20 protein-coding genes are annotated in these 19,170 nt (G+C 65.4%); 14 read left to right on the top strand and 6 right to left on the bottom strand.

Going from position 1 to position 19,170, the window contains the following annotated elements:
* Nucleotides 1–54 precede the first annotated feature (54 nt).
* From FPT20_RS13050 to FPT20_RS13015, 8 genes are all read left to right on the top strand, one after another.
* Nucleotides 55–1,182 carry an extracellular solute-binding protein gene (locus tag FPT20_RS13050; protein WP_158865913.1) on the top strand — a complete coding sequence of 376 codons (1,128 nt, stop codon included), beginning with the start codon at nt 55–57 and terminating at the stop codon, nt 1,180–1,182.
* A 105-nt stretch (nt 1,183–1,287) separates the two neighbouring features.
* Complete coding sequence (locus FPT20_RS13045) at nt 1,288–2,253, top strand: carbohydrate ABC transporter permease (RefSeq protein ID WP_199245776.1); 966 nt, start codon at nt 1,288–1,290, stop codon at nt 2,251–2,253.
* Nucleotides 2,250–3,116 carry a carbohydrate ABC transporter permease gene (locus tag FPT20_RS13040; RefSeq protein WP_158865911.1) on the top strand — a complete coding sequence of 289 codons (867 nt, stop codon included), beginning with the start codon at nt 2,250–2,252 and terminating at the stop codon, nt 3,114–3,116. The genes FPT20_RS13045 and FPT20_RS13040 overlap by 4 nt, the downstream gene beginning before the upstream one ends.
* A 45-nt stretch (nt 3,117–3,161) precedes the next feature.
* Nucleotides 3,162–3,905 (top strand): sugar isomerase domain-containing protein, encoded by a 744-nt coding sequence (locus FPT20_RS13035; RefSeq protein ID WP_158865908.1) that lies wholly within the window; start codon nt 3,162–3,164, stop codon nt 3,903–3,905.
* Nucleotides 3,902–5,611, top strand: coding sequence for a beta-N-acetylhexosaminidase (locus tag FPT20_RS13030; protein WP_158865906.1), 1,710 nt, complete (start codon nt 3,902–3,904; stop codon nt 5,609–5,611). The genes FPT20_RS13035 and FPT20_RS13030 overlap by 4 nt, the downstream gene beginning before the upstream one ends.
* A gap of 97 nt (nt 5,612–5,708) precedes the next feature.
* Nucleotides 5,709–6,860, top strand: coding sequence for an N-acetylglucosamine-6-phosphate deacetylase (gene nagA, locus FPT20_RS13025; RefSeq protein ID WP_158865904.1), 1,152 nt, complete (start codon nt 5,709–5,711; stop codon nt 6,858–6,860).
* Nucleotides 6,857–7,645, top strand: coding sequence for a glucosamine-6-phosphate deaminase (locus FPT20_RS13020; RefSeq protein ID WP_158865902.1), 789 nt, complete (start codon nt 6,857–6,859; stop codon nt 7,643–7,645). The genes nagA and FPT20_RS13020 overlap by 4 nt, the downstream gene beginning before the upstream one ends.
* 174 nt (nt 7,646–7,819) lie before the next feature.
* Nucleotides 7,820–8,662, top strand: coding sequence for an aldo/keto reductase (locus tag FPT20_RS13015; protein ID WP_199245774.1), 843 nt, complete (start codon nt 7,820–7,822; stop codon nt 8,660–8,662).
* Nucleotides 8,663–8,732: 70 nt separating this feature from the next.
* On the opposite strand, the gene FPT20_RS13010 is transcribed toward FPT20_RS13015, so the two are convergent.
* Nucleotides 8,733–9,746, bottom strand: a complete 1,014-nt coding sequence (locus tag FPT20_RS13010) for a DUF1996 domain-containing protein (RefSeq protein WP_158865900.1) — start codon at nt 9,744–9,746, stop codon at nt 8,733–8,735.
* Nucleotides 9,747–10,048: 302 nt separating this feature from the next.
* On the opposite strand from FPT20_RS13010, the gene FPT20_RS13005 reads away from it, so the two are divergent.
* Nucleotides 10,049–10,567 (top strand): DUF5666 domain-containing protein, encoded by a 519-nt coding sequence (locus FPT20_RS13005; RefSeq protein WP_158865898.1) that lies wholly within the window; start codon nt 10,049–10,051, stop codon nt 10,565–10,567.
* Between the two features lie 31 nt (nt 10,568–10,598).
* On the opposite strand, the gene FPT20_RS13000 is transcribed toward FPT20_RS13005, so the two are convergent.
* On the bottom strand, nt 10,599–11,474 hold the full coding sequence (locus tag FPT20_RS13000) for an oxidoreductase (protein ID WP_158865896.1): 876 nt from the start codon (nt 11,472–11,474) through the stop codon (nt 10,599–10,601).
* A 63-nt stretch (nt 11,475–11,537) separates the two neighbouring features.
* Here FPT20_RS13000 and FPT20_RS12995 point away from each other — a divergent pair, with 63 nt between their 5' ends.
* Both FPT20_RS12995 and FPT20_RS12990 read left to right on the top strand, forming a co-directional pair.
* Complete coding sequence (locus FPT20_RS12995) at nt 11,538–12,113, top strand: TetR/AcrR family transcriptional regulator (RefSeq protein ID WP_158865894.1); 576 nt, start codon at nt 11,538–11,540, stop codon at nt 12,111–12,113.
* A gap of 32 nt (nt 12,114–12,145) precedes the next feature.
* On the top strand, nt 12,146–12,514 hold the full coding sequence (locus tag FPT20_RS12990) for a VOC family protein (protein WP_158865892.1): 369 nt from the start codon (nt 12,146–12,148) through the stop codon (nt 12,512–12,514).
* A gap of 53 nt (nt 12,515–12,567) precedes the next feature.
* Here FPT20_RS12990 and FPT20_RS12985 read toward each other — a convergent pair whose 3' ends face one another.
* Complete coding sequence (locus FPT20_RS12985) at nt 12,568–13,014, bottom strand: MarR family winged helix-turn-helix transcriptional regulator (RefSeq protein ID WP_233265518.1); 447 nt, start codon at nt 13,012–13,014, stop codon at nt 12,568–12,570.
* A gap of 276 nt (nt 13,015–13,290) precedes the next feature.
* On the bottom strand, nt 13,291–13,866 hold the full coding sequence (locus tag FPT20_RS12980; RefSeq protein WP_158865890.1) for a TetR/AcrR family transcriptional regulator: 576 nt from the start codon (nt 13,864–13,866) through the stop codon (nt 13,291–13,293).
* A 96-nt stretch (nt 13,867–13,962) separates the two neighbouring features.
* On the opposite strand from FPT20_RS12980, the gene FPT20_RS12975 reads away from it, so the two are divergent.
* Nucleotides 13,963–15,102, top strand: coding sequence for an FAD-dependent oxidoreductase (locus FPT20_RS12975; RefSeq protein ID WP_158868158.1), 1,140 nt, complete (start codon nt 13,963–13,965; stop codon nt 15,100–15,102).
* On the opposite strand, the gene FPT20_RS12970 is transcribed toward FPT20_RS12975, so the two are convergent.
* A complete protein-coding gene (locus FPT20_RS12970) occupies nt 15,032–15,958 on the bottom strand; it encodes a DMT family transporter (protein WP_158865888.1) in 927 nt (308 codons plus the stop codon). The two genes, FPT20_RS12975 and FPT20_RS12970, sit on opposite strands and share 71 nt — an antisense overlap.
* A gap of 39 nt (nt 15,959–15,997) precedes the next feature.
* Between FPT20_RS12970 and FPT20_RS12965 the strand changes: the two genes are divergently transcribed.
* Complete coding sequence (locus tag FPT20_RS12965) at nt 15,998–16,489, top strand: MarR family winged helix-turn-helix transcriptional regulator (RefSeq protein ID WP_158865886.1); 492 nt, start codon at nt 15,998–16,000, stop codon at nt 16,487–16,489.
* Between the two features lie 60 nt (nt 16,490–16,549).
* Here FPT20_RS12965 and FPT20_RS12960 read toward each other — a convergent pair whose 3' ends face one another.
* Nucleotides 16,550–17,707: an ROK family transcriptional regulator gene (locus FPT20_RS12960; protein ID WP_158865884.1), complete on the bottom strand. Its 1,158-nt coding sequence runs from the start codon at nt 17,705–17,707 to the stop codon at nt 16,550–16,552.
* Nucleotides 17,708–17,883: 176 nt separating this feature from the next.
* On the opposite strand from FPT20_RS12960, the gene FPT20_RS12955 reads away from it, so the two are divergent.
* Entirely contained in the window at nt 17,884–19,170 is a 1,287-nt protein-coding gene (locus tag FPT20_RS12955) for an extracellular solute-binding protein (protein WP_158865882.1), read from the top strand.

Below are 19,170 nucleotides of genomic sequence, written 5' to 3'. Positions count from 1 at the left end.
AGTTCGAAGAGCTCCGGACCGGTGACGATAAACGTCTGGTCGTGGCAGAAACCGATGAGCAGTAGTTGGAACAAGCTCTTCGCCAGGTACGAAAAGGAGAATCCGGGCGTTCACGTCGTCTTCACGGGCTACGACGCCACAACGTATCCGACCGTCCTCAAGACGGGCCTATCGGGTAGCAACGGGCCTGATCTCGTCATGCTGCACCCGTACTCCTCGATCAAGCCATACGTGGACGCGGGACAAATCCAACCGTTGACCACCAAGGAGGTGCCGGGGCTAGCGACCGCGTTCACGCCGGACTCCCTCGCGGCGTCGAAGGTCGATGGCAAGCAGTACGGCGTCCCCTTCGCTCAGCAGACGGTGCAGGTGTTCTACAACAAGGACATCTTCAGCAAGGTCGGAGTGAAGCCGCCGGCAACGCCGCGCGAGGTCGAGCCCATGCTGAAGAAGCTCGCCGCAGCCGGGTACACGCCGATCTCGGTCACCGGTAAGGACTCGTGGCAGCTGGTCAATGTCTTCGATGCCCTCGACGGTCCCACCTATGGGGGCCGTAAATGGGTGGAGGGTGCTCGTGCCGGTAAGGCGCACGCCTCGGATCCCGCCTTCGTCTCAGCACTCGACCAGTTCAAGGCGCTCTCGAAGTATTTCCCGCAGAACGTGACCGGAGTCAACTACGCGGACTCGCAGGCGCTCTTCAGCTCGGGCAAAGCAGCCCTGTTCCCCGGCGGATCGTGGGAGCTGGCCGGGTTCGAATCGGCCAACCCGAGCCTCAAGATCGGTGTCTTCTCGATGCCGACCGCCGACGGCAAGACACCCACCTGGGGATACGAGGACGGTTCTATCGGCTTGAGCGCGAAGTCGGCTCACAGTGCAGCAGCGATCAAGCTCATGAACTGGATGACGACGGCCGAGTTCGGCGAGGCGTTCACCAACGAGCTCAAGCAGGTCTCGTCGGTCAAGGGCGTAAAAGTGTCCGACCCGGTTTTGAACCAGATGATCACCGACTACCAGGCCGCACCCGTTCCGATGATCTGGGTCACCGACTACTTCGGTGTGAGCAGTCCAGCTCCCTACGCCGCACTGATGAACGGCGCCCAGGGGATCCTGCTAGGGACGCAGTCTCCGACGCAAGTCGGAGCGGCGATCGACCAGAGCATCACTCAATTCACCCAGGGCTAGCGCCGCCTACGAGCGCTGGCGCCAGGAAACAACAAGATCGTTCCGAGGAGCATCGTGACAACGTCAAAGCTACTCCCGAAGGTTCCGCGGAGAACGAGCGGACCGGTGGATCCGGAGGTCCCCGCAGCCCCAGAAGCACCCCCGAAGCAGCTGCGGCGCGCTCGCCGGCGCTCGGGCCCGGGGCTTCCCACGATCGCCGTCTTCCTGGCGCCAGCGCTCATCCTCTACAGCCTATTCACGCTCGGTCCGCTCGTTGCCGTTGGGAGCTTCAGCGTCTTCAAGTGGGCGGGTGCGAAGAACATCGGTTTCGCCGGGCTCGACAACTTCGCCACGCTGCTTCGCCAAGGAACCGTGGCCGGGGAGATCTTCAACGGATTCCTCCACAACGTGTACTTCTTCGTGGGCACGATGATCATCCAGAACAGCATCGGCTTGCTTCTGGCGATCCTCCTGAACTCGCGGGTTCGAGGCAAGCGCTTCTTTCAGACATCCTCCGCGCTGCCGTTCCTCGTCAACCCGCTCGTCGTGGGATACGTCTGGACGCTGTTGCTCGATCCGCTCTATGGGCCCTTCGCCGGATTCCTCAAAGCGATCGGCCGCTCAGATCTCGTCCACCCCTGGCTGGGCGACCCCGTGCTCGTGCAGCCGATCGTCATTCTGATCAACGCCTGGCAGTGGATCGGCTTCCCGATGCTGATCTTCAGCGCCGCTCTGGCCGGAATCCCCGAAGAGTTGACCTCGGCGGCGAGGGTCGATGGTGCCAGCCGCTTCCAGATCTTCCGATATGTCACCCTTCCTCTGCTCGCCCCCGCATTCGGAACGATCACAATTCTCACGTTCATCGGCTCGTTCAACGCATTCAATCTTCAATACGCTGTCGGCGGGGTCAACGGAGCCCCAGCCGGCCAAACGGACGTCCTCGGGCTTGTGTTCTATCGGCTCGCTTTCGGGTCGGGCTCGAACGCCACAGGGTTGTCCTCAGCGCTCGCAGTGGTGATCTTCGTCTTCGTCTTCGGTTGCGCCCTTGTGCTCCGTCGCATCGTGAACGTCGTAGAGGACCGGCTCTCATGACGGTGAATGCAGCCGCAGTCAAGCGGAAGAGGCCGGCCACATGGCTGGAAAACCGTGCGGGGACGGTGACTTACCTGTTCCTCGGCGTCTACTCGCTGATCGCGGTCGGTCCGCTGCTCCTCGTTCTCATCAATTCGTTCCGAACTACACTCGACATCTCGCAGTCACCTCTCGGTTTGCCGACTTCGTTCTACTTCGACAACTACGTCAAAGCTTGGAATCAAGCGTCCTTCGGGACCTTCGCCCTCAATTCGGTACTCGTCACGACAGTATCGATTCTCTTGGGAGTAGCGGCGGCTGCCTTTGCAGCGTTCCCTCTCGCCCGGTGGAGGTTCCGAGGGCGGGGGACGCTTTCTGCGCTCTTCCTAGCGGGCTTGCTGCTCCCTGCTCAGCTCGGGATCGTTCCGATCTTCACGCTGCTTGACAGCTTCGGGCTGGTGGATTCCTACCTGGGCTTGATCCTGGTCTATTCGACGCTGAGCCTCCCGCTGGCGATCCTCATCCTGACCACCTTCTTCAAGCAGCTGCCCGAGAACATCGAAGAAGCTGCCAGGATCGACGGCGCTGGTGAGATCAGGGTGTTCTTCAGCATCATGTTGCCCTTGATCCGTCCTGCCCTTGCGACCGTGGCCATCGTCCAAGCAGCGCCCATCTGGAACGACTTCTTCTATCCGCTCGTACTCCTCCGGTCCTCAGAGAAGTACACGCTTCCGGTGGGCCTCACGCAGTTCTTCGGCCAATACCAGTCGGACTTCGGGGTGCTGTTCGCCGCTTTGGTCATCGTGTCTCTGCCCCTCATCGTCATTTTCGTCTTCGCCACTAGACAGATCGTTGCTGGACTCACAGCAGGAAGCGAGAAATAAGGGATGTCATCTATTCACGCGGTGGACTCGCCGGGACGAGTGAACATGGGCAGCTTCTACGAAGCCACCATGGCCACCATTCCCGAGGTCTTCCGTCGAAATGGGGAAGGTATCCGGGCCGCCGCCGCACAGCTGAGCACCGTGATCCGCGACGGCGGAATCGTCCACTCATTCGGCTCCGGTCACTCCCAGGCCGGCGCACTCGAACTGGCGGGCCGGGCGGGTGGTCTGATTCCGACCAATCGACTCTCCATCACGGACCTCGTGCTTCTGGGAAGGCACCCCGCATCACTGCTCGACGACCCGCTTCTGGAACGTCGTGCAGACATCGGGCGCGAACTCTACGACGTCAGCGATGTCCGCGCGGGCGACGCGTTGGTTGTGATGTCCAATTCCGGCATCAACGGATCCGTGGTCGAGTTGTCCCTGGCAGCCGCCGAAGCGGGGGTGCCGGTGATCGCCATCACGTCGCTCGCACACTCCTCCGCGGGCACCTCGCGACACTCGAGCGGCCTGAAACTGATGGATGTGGCCCAGGTCGTGTTGGACAACGGCGCCCCCGAGGGAGACGCAATACTGCCGCTTCAGCCAGGTGTGGCAGTCAATGCGGTGTCGTCCATCACCACTGCCTTCTTGGTGCAATGCGTGGTGGCAGAGACCATTCGCGCCCTCGTTGCTTACGGTCTTGAACCTCCTGTGTACGTCTCGGCGAACCTTCCGGGTGGCCATGACCGCAATATCGCCATCGAGGAACGCTACGAGGGCCGGCTTCGCCGGCTGGGGGCGTGATCGTGACGGAAAAGACTCTTCCCGAGCTGCTTCCTTCGCCGCGGTCGCTCGAGTGGCTTGAGGGTGAATGCCGGATCCGGAGCGGAGCGATCGATGTCGAGTTCGTCGGGCTCGACCACTCCGGTTCCCGTCGCCTGACGCGACTTCTGGACTTCATCCTGGGGCCGCGCGAGTCAGCCGCCGGAAAAACGACTCTGCTTCACATCGAGCGGACCGATACGGGCTTCACACCCGAGGGTTACGAAGTGCGGGTGGCCGAAGACTCGATCACCTTGCGCGCATCGACGACCGATGGTCTCGGGCACGCCATACAAACCCTGAAGCAGCTCTTTCCGGTCACCGCATTCTCGAGCGTGGGCCTGAGTCAGGCGAGCCTGCCGTGCTGTGTGATCGTCGACGAACCAGCGCTGGCTTGGCGCGGAGGACTCCTGGATGTCGCCCGGCACTACTTCCCGAAGCGCTACCTCCTGAACTTCATCGACGTTCTTGCGGCCCACAAGTACAACCGGCTTCAGCTGCACCTGACCGATGACCAAGGATGGCGGATCCACAGCAACCTGTTCCCCCGTCTCAATACGATCGGAGCAGTGCGCTCGGGCTCCCAGGTCACGCACTTCGACGAGGACCTGGTTCTCGACGAGACCCCGCACGGGGGCACGTACAGCCACGATGACATCCGGGAAATTGTCGAATACGCGGCAGAACGTGGCGTGGTTGTCGTCCCGGAGATCGAACTGCCCGGGCACACCGGGGCTCTGCTCGCGTCCTATCCCGCCTGGGGGTCGCCTCCCCGGGAACGAGATGTGGTCACTCAGTGGGGAATCTTCGACTCCCTTCTTTCACCGTTGCCGCATGTGGAGGCACAGCTCAAGGAATTGCTTTCCGAGATCCTCGATCTCTTCCCCAGCCCTTGGATTCATCTGGGGGGCGACGAAGGCCTCATCGAGGAGTGGCTCCGTGATCCAGCGGTAACCGAGTTCATGCGACAGAACGACATCGGGACGCCGCGGGAATTGTTCGCACGGTTCATGCAACGACTCAGCTCGTGGCTGGCAGAACAAGGCCGGACGATGGTGACTTGGGACGACGCTTTCGCCAGCGACGCCTCGGAAGCGGCGCCGGGAGTCGTCATGGCCTGGCGCGGGACCGAGGTCGCTCGGAAAGCCGCCGATCTCGGTCACGACGTGGTGCTCGCACCGGTCATGCCGACCTACTTCGATTACTACCAGGCGGAGGATGAACGTGAGCCTCTCGCAATCGGAGGCCCGGTCACTCTCGCCGATGTCGCACTGTTCGACCCGGTGCCCGAAACGTGGGGCTCCGAAGCAAGCGGACGGATACTCGGAACTCAGTTCCAGCTATGGACCGAACTGGTGAGTTCTCAACGCTACGCCGACTATATGGTGTGGCCGCGCGCCTGCGCGCTTGCAGAAGTGGCTTGGACCGGCGCTCCCATCGCTCCTGCCGAACTCGAGGCCCGGCTTGCGGCGCACCTGCCGCGGCTCGATGCGATGGGGGTCGAGTACCGACCGCTGGAGGGGCCCCATCCTTGGCAAGAAGCGGGTCGGGGGGAACGGCGTCACCGCACCACCGAATCAATGGTCGAGAAGCTCGCCGCCCTGGACAGGGCAGCGGAGTCCGGAGTGGTCGCATTCTCGCCGGAGCGTGACGCATCAAAGGAGGAACCCCGTGTCGCCGATCGGTGAGTCTCGGTACGGCGAGAAGTGTCCTCGCATCGGACCTAGCGGTCTTCTTCAGCTCCACTCATCTTTCATGTCACGTGTCCGTGGGACGGCATAGACCGTGGACAATACTTTCGCGATACGGGGCGCTCGGATTGTCGACCATGGACCAGCCAGTCGCCCGACGACGGTCATTGTTCGGGATGGGCGCATTGCCGAGGTCGGCGTAGGGCCCGAGCAGGTTCAGCGACTGCGCATCTTCGAGGCAGCTGACCATTGGCTTGCGTGCGGGTTCATCGACATGCAGGTGAACGGCGCCTATGGGTACGACTTCACCTCGGACCCCTCGTCGATCGAACAGGTCGCTCAGATGCTCCCGCGGCATGGGGTCACCCGGTTCCTACCAACGATCATCACCAGCCCTCCGCAAGCGAGAGAGGCAGCGATATCAGCGGTCCGCGTATCGAGCCACCGACCGGGCTCCGCACGAGTCCATGGGATCCACTTCGAAGGCCCCTTCATCAGCGAGCATCGCGCCGGCACGCATTCGCCCAGCTCGATCACCCGGCCAGACCTCGGAGAGGCTCAAGACTGGGCCGATTCTGGAGAGGTCGCCATGGTGACCCTCGCGCCAGAGGCCCCAGGTGCGAGCGAAGTCATCGCCGCATTGTGGAATGCCGGCGTCGTCGTCTCGCTCGGGCATTCGACCGCGACATACGACGAAGCGCTGGCCGCTTTCGACTTGGGAGTCACCTCGGTCACTCATGCCTTCAATGCGATGGAGCCGACCACGGGCCGGGCGCCGGGGGCGGTCATCGCAGCGATCCAGGACGCCCGCATAACGGTCGGGCTGATCCTCGATGGCTGGCACCTCCACCCGGCCATCGTGCGGGCAGCGTGGACTCTCGCCGCAGGGCGCATTGCCCTGGTCACTGATTCGACCGCTGCCGCCGGGCTCGACAGCGGTAAATATGTTCTCGGAGACATTCCGGTTGTCGTCGAGGGCGGAGCGGTCCGAAACGCCCAGGGCGTACTTGCTGGAAGCGCCCTCACCCTCGACCAAGCTCTGAGAAACCTGGTCGACATCACCGGATGCACCCTCACCGAGGCCATAGCTTCCGTCACAAGCGTCCCGGCGGCGCTCCTGGGCCTACGGCGTCCAGAGATCAGCCCCGGAGCCACGGCAGACCTCGTCCTCCTCGACAAGAACCTCAATGTCGTCGCCACGTGGGTCAGTGGCGACCTCGCCTTTTCCGATAGGGGCCAGCCATGACCATCAACCTATACGTCACAGACCATCACGGACTCGTTGCCGAAGCCTTGGTCGCGCGAGTCCGTGATGCCATACTCACCAAACCGGACGCGGTCATCGGTCTGGCGACCGGACGAACACCGATGCTGGCCTATCAGCTGCTCGGACAGGAGGCCAGAGCCGGCCTCGACCTCACCCGAGCGCGGTTCGTCATGCTGGACGAATATCTCGGACTGGACCCCTCATCGCCCGACTCCTACGCGAACGTCCTTCGCGAGAACTTCATAAGACCGTTGGGTCTCGATGACGAGCAGATGCTGACGCTTCGAACCGACGCAGCCGACGTGGTTGCCGAGGCCGCCGAGTACGAGCAGAGCCTGAACGCACTTGGCGGTGTCGACTTGCAGATTCTCGGAGTGGGGCGCAACGGGCACATCGGATTCAACGAACCGGGAAGCCCGTTCGACTCGTGTACCAGGCGCGTCCGCCTGGCCGACATGACCAGACTCGACAACGCGCCCACGCTGGTTTACGAGACCGCAGTCCCGGAGCATGCCATCACACAAGGCATTGCCACCATCCTGCGCGCCCGGCGCATCGCCGTCGTCGCGACCGGCGCCTCGAAGGCGACCGCAATAGCGCGGTGTCTCACTGGCGAGGTGAGCTCCGATCTACCGATCAGTGCACTCCACCGCCATCCACAGTGTGAGCTCATCATCGACCGCGCGGCCAGCAACGATCCGGACTTCAGCGGTCCGATCATGCGCCGAACGTCAGCTCACGCACCGGTGAGCGCACGCGGGTGAAGTCCCCTGATCTCAAGCACCGATCGTTCTCTCGGAGCTCGGCGCGATACCCGAGAGGACCCGAGGGCGGGGCCGCATTCCCCCGGGCGGCCCCGCCCGATGGTGATGATGCGTTCTTCCAGACCCTGCCGTCGCCCTCAGCGGCGCCACTTGCCGGAGCCTTCGATACAAGGAATGGTCACCGTGAATTCGCCGACGTCGGTTCCTGAGATCGCGTTGCGGGATGGGCGGCTCATGCCGGAACTCGGATTCGGCGTGTACAAGATCCCAAGGAGCGCGACAGCGGAGACGGTCGCCGTCGCGATCGAGGCCGGTTATCGGCACATCGATACCGCCGCCTTCTACGACAACGAGACCGAAGTTGGCGAGGCCGTTCGCGGCTGCGGCATTCAGCGGCAGGACCTCTTCGTGACCACCAAGGTATGGTGGACCGATAACGGGTACGACTCCACGCTCCGCGCGTTCGACGCCAGTCTCAGGCGTCTGGGTCTGGACTACGTGGACCTGTACATGATCCATTGGCCGGCGCCGAGACTCGACCAGTACGTCCCGGCCTGGCGCGCACTCCAGCGGCTTCAGAAGGAAAGTCGGGCACTCTCTATCGGAGTTGCCAACTTCCACGTCCACCATCTGGAGCGGCTCATGGCCGAGACCGGGACGACACCGGTGGTCAACCAAGTCGAGTTGCACCCCTGGCTGCCTCAGCGGGACCTGCGCCGCTACCACGACACCCACGGAATCGTCACGCAGGCCTGGTCACCACTCGCCCGCGGGCGAATGCTCACCGAAGACACAGTGCAACGACTGGCGCACAAGCACCAGGTGACTCCTGCGCAGATCGTTCTCAGGTGGCAGCTCCGCCTGGGCACCGTTCCGATCGTGAAATCGACAACTCCGGCTCGAATCCGAACCAATCTCGATGTCTACTCTTTCGACCTCGACGGCGCAGACATGGCGGAAATGGCGAGGCTAGAGAACGGACGACGCACCGGCGAGGACCCCGACGATCGAGGCTGACAGTCACCAAACACAGGGCATTTGCGCCTTGAGCGGTTTCTCCCCATCCGGGCGTTTGACCAAGCCGCACTCATGGGCTTACTCGCCGTCCGCTCCCACGAGGCTCTCGTCCGCCACGGGGGGTCGCGTCCGCGCCGACGACGGGCCCGCACCGCACTTGCGCGGTGACGCATGCGGCGACGTCGGCGTCCATGCGGTTCTGCTGCCATCCGCTGATGAAGTCGGCATGTCCGGTGACCGGGGGGCCTTGCGTATGCGGGCCGGTGGAGAGCGTTATGCCGTCGCCGCGGCTTGTCGGGTAGGTGACGTGGAGCACGAGCTGGGGGATGTGCACGGGATGCGAGGAGGGGCAGCCGGCCGCTGTGGCGTAGACGGCACCGGACCGGTCGCGGCCGTCCATCGTGTGGCCGTCCCAGCAGTCGGGGAAGGAGATCACCAGGCGCAGCTGCGTGCCCGCCGGGCAATCGTGCGGGAGGGATCCTGCGGCGGCTGGGTGGCCGTCGGCGCCGGTGGTGCACGTCCAATTGACAACGGAGGTGGATTGCGGTGCGGTCGCCGTCTCATTTCCGGCGATGAGGCTGATTCCTTGCGGCATGGTCCGTGTCGTTGCCGCCGTGCCTGGTCGTGTGCGCCAGTAGAGCAGCGTGCGCTGCGGCGTCAGCGCCTCCCCGTGTTGGTACACCACCGGGGTCCAGTAGGCGGAGGCGTCGGCGCTGGTCGAGCAGGTGGTGGAGCCGCCGCGTAGTGCCGCAGCTGTGGCCGACGCGTTCACGGCCGGGTTGCCGAAGAAGTCGTGCTGCATGGACATCCCCGTCATTCCCGGCATCATGATCGGGTCGTCGGGTGCGGTCTTGGCGCGCGCACAGGTGTCGGTGAAGATGCCGGGGTTTGTGCCTCCGGACGGGAAGCCGGTGGTCACCACGCGCGGCGGGGCGGACGCGGTCACGGCCGCAGCGGTCGAGGCGGCCGTCGCGGCCGCGAGGAGCAGGGCGGACACGATCGCGACCGCCACGCCGACGGGCGTCCGCAGCCAGGGAATCAGTGCCGAACCGGGAGTGCCGAAAAGGCGAGGCGTGGGTTTCACCCTTCGATTCAGCGCGCTCAGTGTTCGAATCGCGGCAGGGCTACGTAAGAATGAGGTAAAGGTGTCGGCGGACGGCGGTTCGCGACCGGCAAGCCTTACCTTCCGCTTACATTCCCCGAGTGGTCGTCTGATCTGCTGGCGAGAATGTTGTCGGCATGGACACGAATCGGCCCGACCAGCCAGACGACAGCGAGAACGGGATGGACGACCTCCCGACCGCGCCGCTTCCCGAAGTGACTCAGCCCCTCCCTGCGCCTTCCTTCTCACCCCTTCGCCCAGCGGGGACAGCCGTCACGGACGCGATGAAAACGAGCGCGGGGCAGGCGGAGGCCTCCTCGCCCACCGGATCGTACCTGCGCCGTAAGCCTCTGGCTCTTGTCGTCGCCGCGGCTGCGCTCGGGGTTGTCCTCGTCGCCGGTGCCACGGCCTGGGGAGTCTCGACGGCCGTGGCTTCATCCGCCAGTGCTCCGACCGCTGCTCGCGTCGCTGCTCAACCGAAAGCCGCGGCGCGAGCGCGGAAGCAGGGACACGGCCTCCTCGGCATCGTGACCGGGATCTCGGCGACCAGCTGGACCATCCGCTCCGCAGCCGGCGAGACACTCACAGTGACTGTGGGGTCTTCGACCGCATACGGCACCGCCAACAAACCCGCGAGTGCCTCCTCCTTCGCGGTCGGGCAGCGGGTCGGGATCATCGGGACCCGCACCGGGAGCACGGTGAACGCCACTCGGATCGTTCATCTGGGAGCCAAGGCGAACACGTCGAGCACGACGGGGACGCCCTCGCCAGCGGCCACGCCCGCGCCCATGTCGACGAGCTGACCGCCCGGTCGTCCACGCCCGGGAGACGGCCTCAGCCGGGATATGCCACGCGCGTCAATGCCTCGGAGATGTCCCAGAGGCGGCCCGCGAGCTTTGGATCCGCGGCTGCCTTCGAGCGCCGGATGAGCTGTGCTCCTCCGCGCATGTGCATCAGGTGCTGTGGACCGACGAAGCCTCCGCCGGGAACGTCTTCGGTGGCTGCGAACAAAAGGGGAAGTGCCCCATGTGCCGCGTCCTGACCGAGCACCGGCAGGATGCGGTCCCAGAAGGTTCGCTGCGCATCCGCGGGCTTGTCGTAGATGGGCGTCGTCACCAGGCCCGGGTGGGCGGCGACAGCTCTGACCGGCGAGCGGCCGGCGCGCAGCCGTCGTTCCAGTTCGGCTGTGAACAGCAGGTTCGCGAGCTTGGAGTCGTTGTAGGCGCGGCTCGGCACGTAGGGTCGTCGCTCCCAGTTCGGGTCGTCGAGGTCGAGGCGAGCGGCGCGTTCCGCCTGCGACGCCACGGTGACCACGCGGCCCGTCACCTGGGGCAGCAGCAGAGCGGTCAGGGCGAAATGGCCCAGGTGGTTGGTGCCGAAGTCGAGTTCGAAGCCGTCGGCTGTGCGCCGCAGCGTCCGGGCGGAGACGCCGGCGTTGTTGATCAGGATGTCGATGGGGGAATCCCAGGTTCGCGCGAAGCTCCGGATGGAGTCGAGGGACGCCAGGTCGAGTTCGCGGACGTCGACGGAGCCGGTCATGCGGCGAGCCGCGGCCGCCCCCTTGTCCGGGTTGCGCACTGCGAGCACGGTGCGGGCGCCCGCGGCGGCGAGGAACGTGGCTGTGGCTTCGCCGATCCCGCTGGAGGCGCCGGTGATGACGACCGTGCGATGGCGGAGATCGGGGAGGGAGGAGGCATCGTAATCAGGCATGAAGGTGAGAGTAGTCAGTGGCAACATTGTTGTCAATGCCTACATCACCGCTAGACTGGTCGCATGGAATCGGCCTACCACCACGGGTCTCTTCGGGAGGCGCTGATCGCAGACGGGCGGCGGCTTCTGGTGCAGGAGGGGGTGGACGGGGTGACCCTGCGCGAGCTGGCTCGACGTGCCGGCGTCAGCCACGGGGCGCCCCGCCGGCACTTCGCCGACCGTGACGAACTGCTCGCGGCGATCGCTGCAAGAGGCTTCGAGGAGCTCACGGCCGCCCTGCGATTCGCCGCCGAAGCCGAGGACCGGCGGGCACGGCTGCGCCGGTACTTCACGACGTACGTCGAGTTCGCCGTCAACAACGGTCCCCTCGTTGCCCTGATGTTCGGCTCGAAGCCGGATAGGCCGCCCGTGCAGCGCGCGGCCTCCGAGTTCTTCGCCCTCGGGGCGCAGGTCCTCGGTGAAGCGCCGGGCGACCCGCCCGGGCCGCTTGTCTACGTCGCCGCCGCCGCGGTGGAGGGGATCGGGGCGCTCGTGACCGCGGGTCGACTGCCGGAGGATCGTGTCGGCGAGGTTATCGACGCGGCCGTCTCCGCCGTGGCCGGGGCGTACGACGAGAGCGGACCGACCAAACGCGTTTGACAGTTGCCTGTCATAAATGCATGATGACTGGTATGAACCCGACCTCGTTCGCGAGCAGTCTTCCCCGTGTGAGGCGTGTCATCGTCTCGGTGACCTCCTTGCCGGAGTCCTTGATCTTCTATCGTGACATCGTCGGGCTTCAAGTGAGCCGACTGAGTTCGGAGATCGCTTCGCTGTCCACGGGAGGCGACATCGAAATCATGCTGCACCAGCGGTCGGCCGTTCCCTCCGATACGGCGGTGGCGATCAGCTTCACCGTCGCCCACCTCGAAGCGGCTGTTTCGCGATGGGTCCGTATGGGCGGTGTCGTGGTCGATCCGCCTGCTCTACAACCCTGGGGCGAGGCGATGGCCGTCGTTCGAGATCGGGACGGCCACATCGTGTGCCTGGTGCAGGGATAGGCGGCGCGAGGCACCAGTTCTGATTACGGAAAATTCCGACACGGGGTGAATGTCTATCGAGTCTCGCGCAGTTTTCTGAGTACGGCGATGGCTGCGCGCAAGTCCTCCTCCGGCACCGCAGCCGCCCGGCGGTTCGTCCACTCGATCCTTATCGCCTCGATTTCGACCATTGTGGCGCGGCCCCGCGCGGTCAACTCCAGGAGCGGAGCGCGCTTGTCGGCGGGATTCGAGCGACGACTGACATGTCCCGAAGCAATCAGCTTGTTCACCGCCTCTTGAACGCTCTGCCGACGAAGTCCACGGCGCCGGGCCAGTTCTGAAGCGGTCACCGCCCCGTCGGCGAGGAAACCCAGGACCTGCCAGCTCCGGCCGGTCAACCCGAGAGCCGACATGAGCTCGTCTCCCTCGGCGAGGAACATCCCATTGGTGCGGAAGACCTCGTCGATCAATTCCGTCAATGCCTGCGGCGGTTCGGGCGGCGGACTCGCTGGCTTCGGCACGCCACAGAATACTAGCGACCGACCGCAGTCCGAGTGCGCGGGGCATTGGAGCAGTCCGATCTTCTCAGGGCGTCGTTCTCGTTCTCCTGGCGAGCAGGACAACAGTGCTGAGTAGAAGCAATGGAAGGACGCAGAGGGCGGCGATGGTGTAGCCGGCCTCGTCTGGGAATAGCGAGCCCGCAGGGGTGGCGTCACGAAAGCGACAATACACAAATTTCAGAAATCTGTGAATATCGCGTCCTCGACGGCGGATCCTGGGCGGTGTCGCCGGTCCTTTCAGTGATCATCCGATCCTCCGCTCATCGTCGACTGGATCGCCGCGCCCAGCAGGCGGGTGGCTGATTCTCGGCTGAGTCCGAGGAGCGGTGGGAGCCTCAAGACATAGCGGCCCAGTGCGAAGCCCAGGAGCTGACTGGATACGAGTGCCGCACGATCGGCGTACTCGGGGTCGTCCGCGAGAGCCAACCGAAGTGCGGGCGCCACCTGGCTCCGGAAAACATCCGCGATGCGTGCGGCAGGCGCTGTGCCGGGCAGGGCGGCGGTCAGCAATGCACGGAGTGCCGGACCGTTCGGCCCCTCCCATTGGGTGAGGAAATGCTCGGCGAGGATGCTCCCGACCTCCGCCGGATCGGCCGAGGTCAGGTCGGGCAGGTCAAGGTCGATGTCGGTTGCCGCATCGAAAAGCCCCTGCTTGCTGCCGAAGTAGCGAATGAGCATCGCGACATCGATCCCGGCCTCCGCGGAGATGGCGCGCAGAGTGGTGCCCTCGTAGCCGTGCTGCTGGAACTGGCTCTGGGCGGCAGCCAGAATCGCGGCCTTGCTGCGGTCGGATCGTCTCGCGGTCTCACTCATCGCTTCATCATAGTCAGCGCTTGTTGACTTTCGACAGCGCGCATGGATAAAGTCAACGCCTGTAGGCCAACACGCGTTGACCGGAGGGGAACGGACATGGATCGAGTCGAGGTTCTGGTCGTCGGAGCCGGGCCCGCTGGGCTCACCACGGCCATCGAGTTGGCGCGTCGGGGCGTGTCCGTGGTCGTCGTCGACGCCGCCCCTCGGGGAGCCAACACGTCCCGCGCGGCCGTCATCCATGCTCGAACTCTCGAGGTGCTTCGCCAGTCAGCGGTCACCGAATCCCTTGTCGGGGAAGGGGTCATCGTCCCGGAGTTCACCCTGCGTGACCGGGACCGCGTCCTCGGCCGTGTGGACTTCTCCGGGTTGCCGACCCCGTTTCCGTACACGCTGATGCTGCCTCAATCGCGGACCGAGGAGATCCTCCGCGGCCGCCTCGACGAGCTCGGAGTGCGGGTCCGTTGGGGAACACGAGCGAGCGCAGTCGTGCAGTCCGAGACCGCTGTTCGGGTTCGGCTGAGCTCCGCTGAGGGCGACACGGACGTCGATGCCGCATTTGTCGTCGGGGCCGACGGAATGCGGAGCACGGTTCGCGAGGCCGCCGGAATCCCTTTCGAGGGCGCTCAGTATCCGCAGAGCTTCGTCCTTGGCGACGTGCAGCTGGACTGGGCTCTTCCGCGGAACGAGGTCCAGTTGTTCTTGTCGCCGGCCGGCCTGGCGGTCGTCGCACCTCTGCCCGGTGGTCGGCATCGGATCGTCGCCACCGTCGACGAAGCCCCTGACCAGCCGGACGCCGGATTCATCCAGGCTCTGCTCGCCGTTCGAGGTCCGCGCACCGGCTCGGTGCGGGACGTCGTCTGGTCATCACGGTTCCGCGTGCACCATCGGCTAGCGAGCCGCTACCGCAATGGTCGGCTGCTCCTCGTCGGAGACGCGGCCCACGTTCACAGCCCAGCGGGCGGCCAGGGGATGAATACGGGCATTCAGGACGCCGTGGACCTCGCCGAGAGGCTGACAGCCGTTTTCAACGGATCCCCCGAGGCGTCGCTTGATGACTATGAGCTGCGCCGGCGTCCGGTCGCGGCGGAGGTCGTCAGGTTGACCGACCGGACGACGCGGGTCGCTACTTTGAGGAATCCTGCCGCGCGCGCGATACGGAATGGCGTCATGAGCGCCGCGCTGGAAATTCCGCGGGTCCGGCGAGCGGTCGCGATGAGCCTTGCCGAGTTGCGGTGACCCGCGGCGGAACGAGCTTCGCGGCGAACGGGGTCGCGACGCCGAGGAGCACGACGATCAGTCCGGCCCATTGGCGGAGTTCGAGGGTGTCGCCCGCGATCAGGACGCCGAGCAGGACCCCGGCGGCAGGATTGAGGAGGCCCACCAGTCCGACCGAGTCCGCCCGCAGATGGCCGAGCGCCGTGAACCATGCGACGTAGGCGAGTGCCGTGGCCACCAGGCTCAGATAGGCGTAGCCGGCGATCGTCGCTCCGTTCACGGCGGGAGGTGGCCCCTCGATCACCGCGGCCACAGGCAGCAGAAGCAGTCCGCCGGCGGTCAGTTGCCATGCGGTGGACGCCAGTGCTCCGACATCGGGGTTCCATCGCTTCGCGAGCAGGAAGCCGACCGCCGACATGACCATCGCTGTGACGGACGCGGCGATCCCCGTGCCGCTCACGCTCGTCGTGCCGCCCCACAGCATCACCATCACCCCCGCGACGCCGACCGCTGCGCCACCGAGGCGCATTCTGTTCGGCTTCTCGTGGACGAGCGGCCAGGCGATGAGCGCGAGTGCGATGGGGGAGAACGCCATGATGGTCGACGCGATGCTGGCGGGCATGAGCTGGGCCGCTGCGTAGATCAGCACGAAGAACGCCCCCACGTTCAGGGTGCCCAGCACGGCCGATTTCCACCACCAGGAACCGCGGGGCCGCCTTCGTACGAGCGCCAGGAGAAGCAGCCCGGCCGGCAGGGCTCGAATGGTGGCGCCCCAGATCGGTGCGTCGGGCAGGAATTCCCTGGTCACGAAGTACGTGCTCCCCCAGGCGATCGGGGCGATCGCGGCGAGGGGGAGCCATCGTCGAATATCTTCCATGGAAGCTAAAATAGCTTTCTGGCAAGATATATTCCCTGCATGAGGGAAACGGATCGGGTGGCCCGGATCACGGCCGAGTGGGAGCGCGAGCGGCCCGACCTGGACGTCGCCCCGCAAGCCGTGTTCGGGCGGCTGCATCGGCTCGCGGCGCGCCTGACGGAGGAGCTGGTCGACGTCTACCGGCGTCATGGCCTCTCCGAGGGCGAGTTCGATGTGCTCGCGACCTTGCGACGTGCCGGAGCGCCCTACGAGCGGAGCGCCGGCGAACTCGCCGACTGGACGATGATCACGACCGGCGGGATGGCGAAGCGGCTCGACCGGCTGGAGGCGGACGGTCTGATCACGCGGCGTCCCCGCGCGGAGGACGGCCGCGGCCGGGTCGTCTCCCTGACGGCGCGGGGGCTCGAGGTCATCGATGCGGCCTTCACCGACCACATCGCCAACGAACAGCGATTGCTGGACCTGGTGGCGCCGAGAGACCGGAGGGTCTTGGAGCGAATCCTCCGAGAGTGGCTCGCGCACTTCGAGTGAGCCCGGCGGGCTCGGCGGGCTCCCCTGGGGGTCTGGCTCCGAGCCTCCACGAGTCCGGTCTCAGGCGGACGCGGGGTGCGTGCCCAGCACGTAGGTCTGGATCGCGATGACCGCAGCACCCCGGCACCACTCGAGGTTGTCGCCGGAGGTGGTGATCAGATCGAGCTGCTTTGCGCGCGGGTCCCGGTCGGCGGCGACCCCCTGGTCGATGGCCTCGCGTGCGACGTCGACGAGTCGGACGCCTTCGCCGCCGAGGACGATCCGCTCCGGCATGGTCAGGTTCGCAACAGCCGCCAGAAGGCGGCCGAGCCCCCGACCTGCGTCGTCGATGACGCGGCGCGCCGCAGGTTCTCCAGCGGCTGCAAGTGTCAGAGCCTCGTCGTAGCTCACCTCGCGTCCGAGCGCGGTGCCGACCTCGTGCACGATCGCAGCCTGGGTGAGGACGCTGCGGGCGCAGCCGCGATGGCCGGCGGGGCACAGCGGGCCGAACGGATCCAGCGGCCAGTGGCCGATGAGGCCGATGCCGGCGTCATCGTCAGTCACGATGCCGTCGTGGATGACGAGACCGTATCCGACACCGGCGCCGAGAGTGATGACGGCGAAGCGGTCGAGGCCGCGGCCGTACCCGAACCAATGCTCCGCCTCGGTGAAGGCGACGACATCGTTCTCGATGACGGTGGAGATGCCGACGCGTTGCTCGATCATTTCCACGAGGGGAACGTCCTCCCATTCGAGGAACGCGGCGCTCGCGACGCGCGAGTTGCCCGCTATGCGGCCTCCGAGGCCGACTCCCAGCGCGGTGACCAGCGGCACCTCGCGGGCGAGGCGTCGCGCCAATTCGGCGATCGCATCGGCGACGGCCTCCGGATCCCGGGATGCGAACTCGACCATGTCGGTGGCGATGACGTTCGCGCGGAGATCGGTGGCGACCCCCTGGAGCCGGTCGGCCATGAGTTTCATGCCGATGAAGTGACGAGAACTCGACACGATGTCCAAGGGGCGGGAGGGTCGTCCGGTCCGGCCCTCGGCCAGCTCGCCCGTCTCGACGAGGAGTCCCGTTTCGATCAACGGCGCGCTGAGCCGGGTGAGCGAACCGGGGGAGAGGTCAAGCCGACGCGCGATCTCGCTGCGGGAGAGGGGGCCGTGGAGGAGCACCTCGAGCGCGACGGAGCGTGAGGCGCCCGTGTCCGGCGCCCATGACGGTGCAGTGACGGTCACTGGTCCCCCTTCGGTCGGTTCACTCACTTTGGCATACCGAGATTGTTTCGTCAATCAACCAAAAGGGCGCAAAACGGGGCAAAAGATCTATATTGACACCGCCTTTGTTTTTGTCATAGAAATAAGTCCTACGCGGGGCTCGGCACCGAGCGCCCCCTTTCGACAGGAGAACTGCAATGAAGCGTTCAACCGCATTGGCCGCGACGGCGGCCCTCGCGGCATCCGTCGCGCTGATCGCGAGCGGGTGCTCCGCCAGCTCGACGGGCTCGTCCGATGGCTCCTCCGGCCACCCGATCACTCTCACCTTCTGGGGCTCGTACGGTAACGGCGGCAACTCCACCCAGCAGGACGCGCTGAACCACACCCTGATCCCTGCCTTCGAGAAGGCGAACCCGGGTGTCACCGTGAAGTACGTGGACATCCCCTACGACAGCCTCCTGCAGAAGCTCACCACTAGCGCCGCGGGCGGCAGCCTCCCGGATCTCGTCCGCTCCGACATCGGCTGGGTTCCGCAGCTCGCCCAGCTCGGCGTCCTCACTCCGCTGTCCGACTCCATGTCCGATTTCGGCACGCTGTCCAAGGCGACTTACCCCGGAACGCTCGCGACGAACAAGTTCGACGGCAAGTACTACGGCCTGCCGCTCGACACGAACACGCGCGTGCTCATCACATCCCAAAAAGCGCTGGACGCGGCGGGGATGAGTGCACCGCCCGCGACGTTCGACGACCTCAAGCAGATGGCGGCCAAGCTGAAGGGAACCGGCATCTCCGTCTTCGCTGACAGCGGCCTCGGTGGGTGGAACATCTATCCGTGGATCTGGTCCAACGGCGGCGAGATCACGAACTCGAAGCTCACGAAGGCGAGTGGGTACCTCGACGGCCCCCAGTCCGTCGCCGCCGTCCAGATGCTGGTCGACCTGTACAAGGAGGGGCAGATCCCGAATCTGATCACGGGCAACCAGGGCGCGACCTCCACCTCCGATGGCCTGCCCACCGGGAAGTATGCGACCATCCTCGACGGCCCCTGGATGAAGGGGATCTGGGCCGGCCAGTACAAGGACTTCTCGCCCATCTACGCACCCGTCCCGAAGGGTGACGGCGCGTCCACCAGCGTCGTCGGCGGCGAGGACATCGTCCTCACGTCTTCGTCGAAGAACCAGGCGGCGGCGGAGAAGTTCATCCGCTTCACGCAGTCCGAGACGTTCCAGATCGAGATGGCGAAGACCGGCCAGATGACTGTCATCCCGGCGTTCGCCTCCAAGCAGGCTGCGATCGACCCGTACTTCAGCACCTTCGCGGACCAGTTGAAGACGGCCAAGTCGCGGCTGGCTATACCGCAGGGCGCGAAGGTCGACGGCATCCTCAGTGCCGCGCTGACCCCGGCCTTTACGGGAACCACGAGTGTCCAGGATGCGCTCACCGCGGCCGCCCAGCAGATCGACCCGCTGCTGACCGGAAAGTGA

The sequence above is a fragment of the Leifsonia sp. AG29 genome (genome assembly GCF_009765225.1).
Lineage (GTDB): Bacteria > Actinomycetota > Actinomycetes > Actinomycetales > Microbacteriaceae > Leifsonia.
This window is presented reverse-complemented; position numbering and strand designations above follow the sequence as displayed.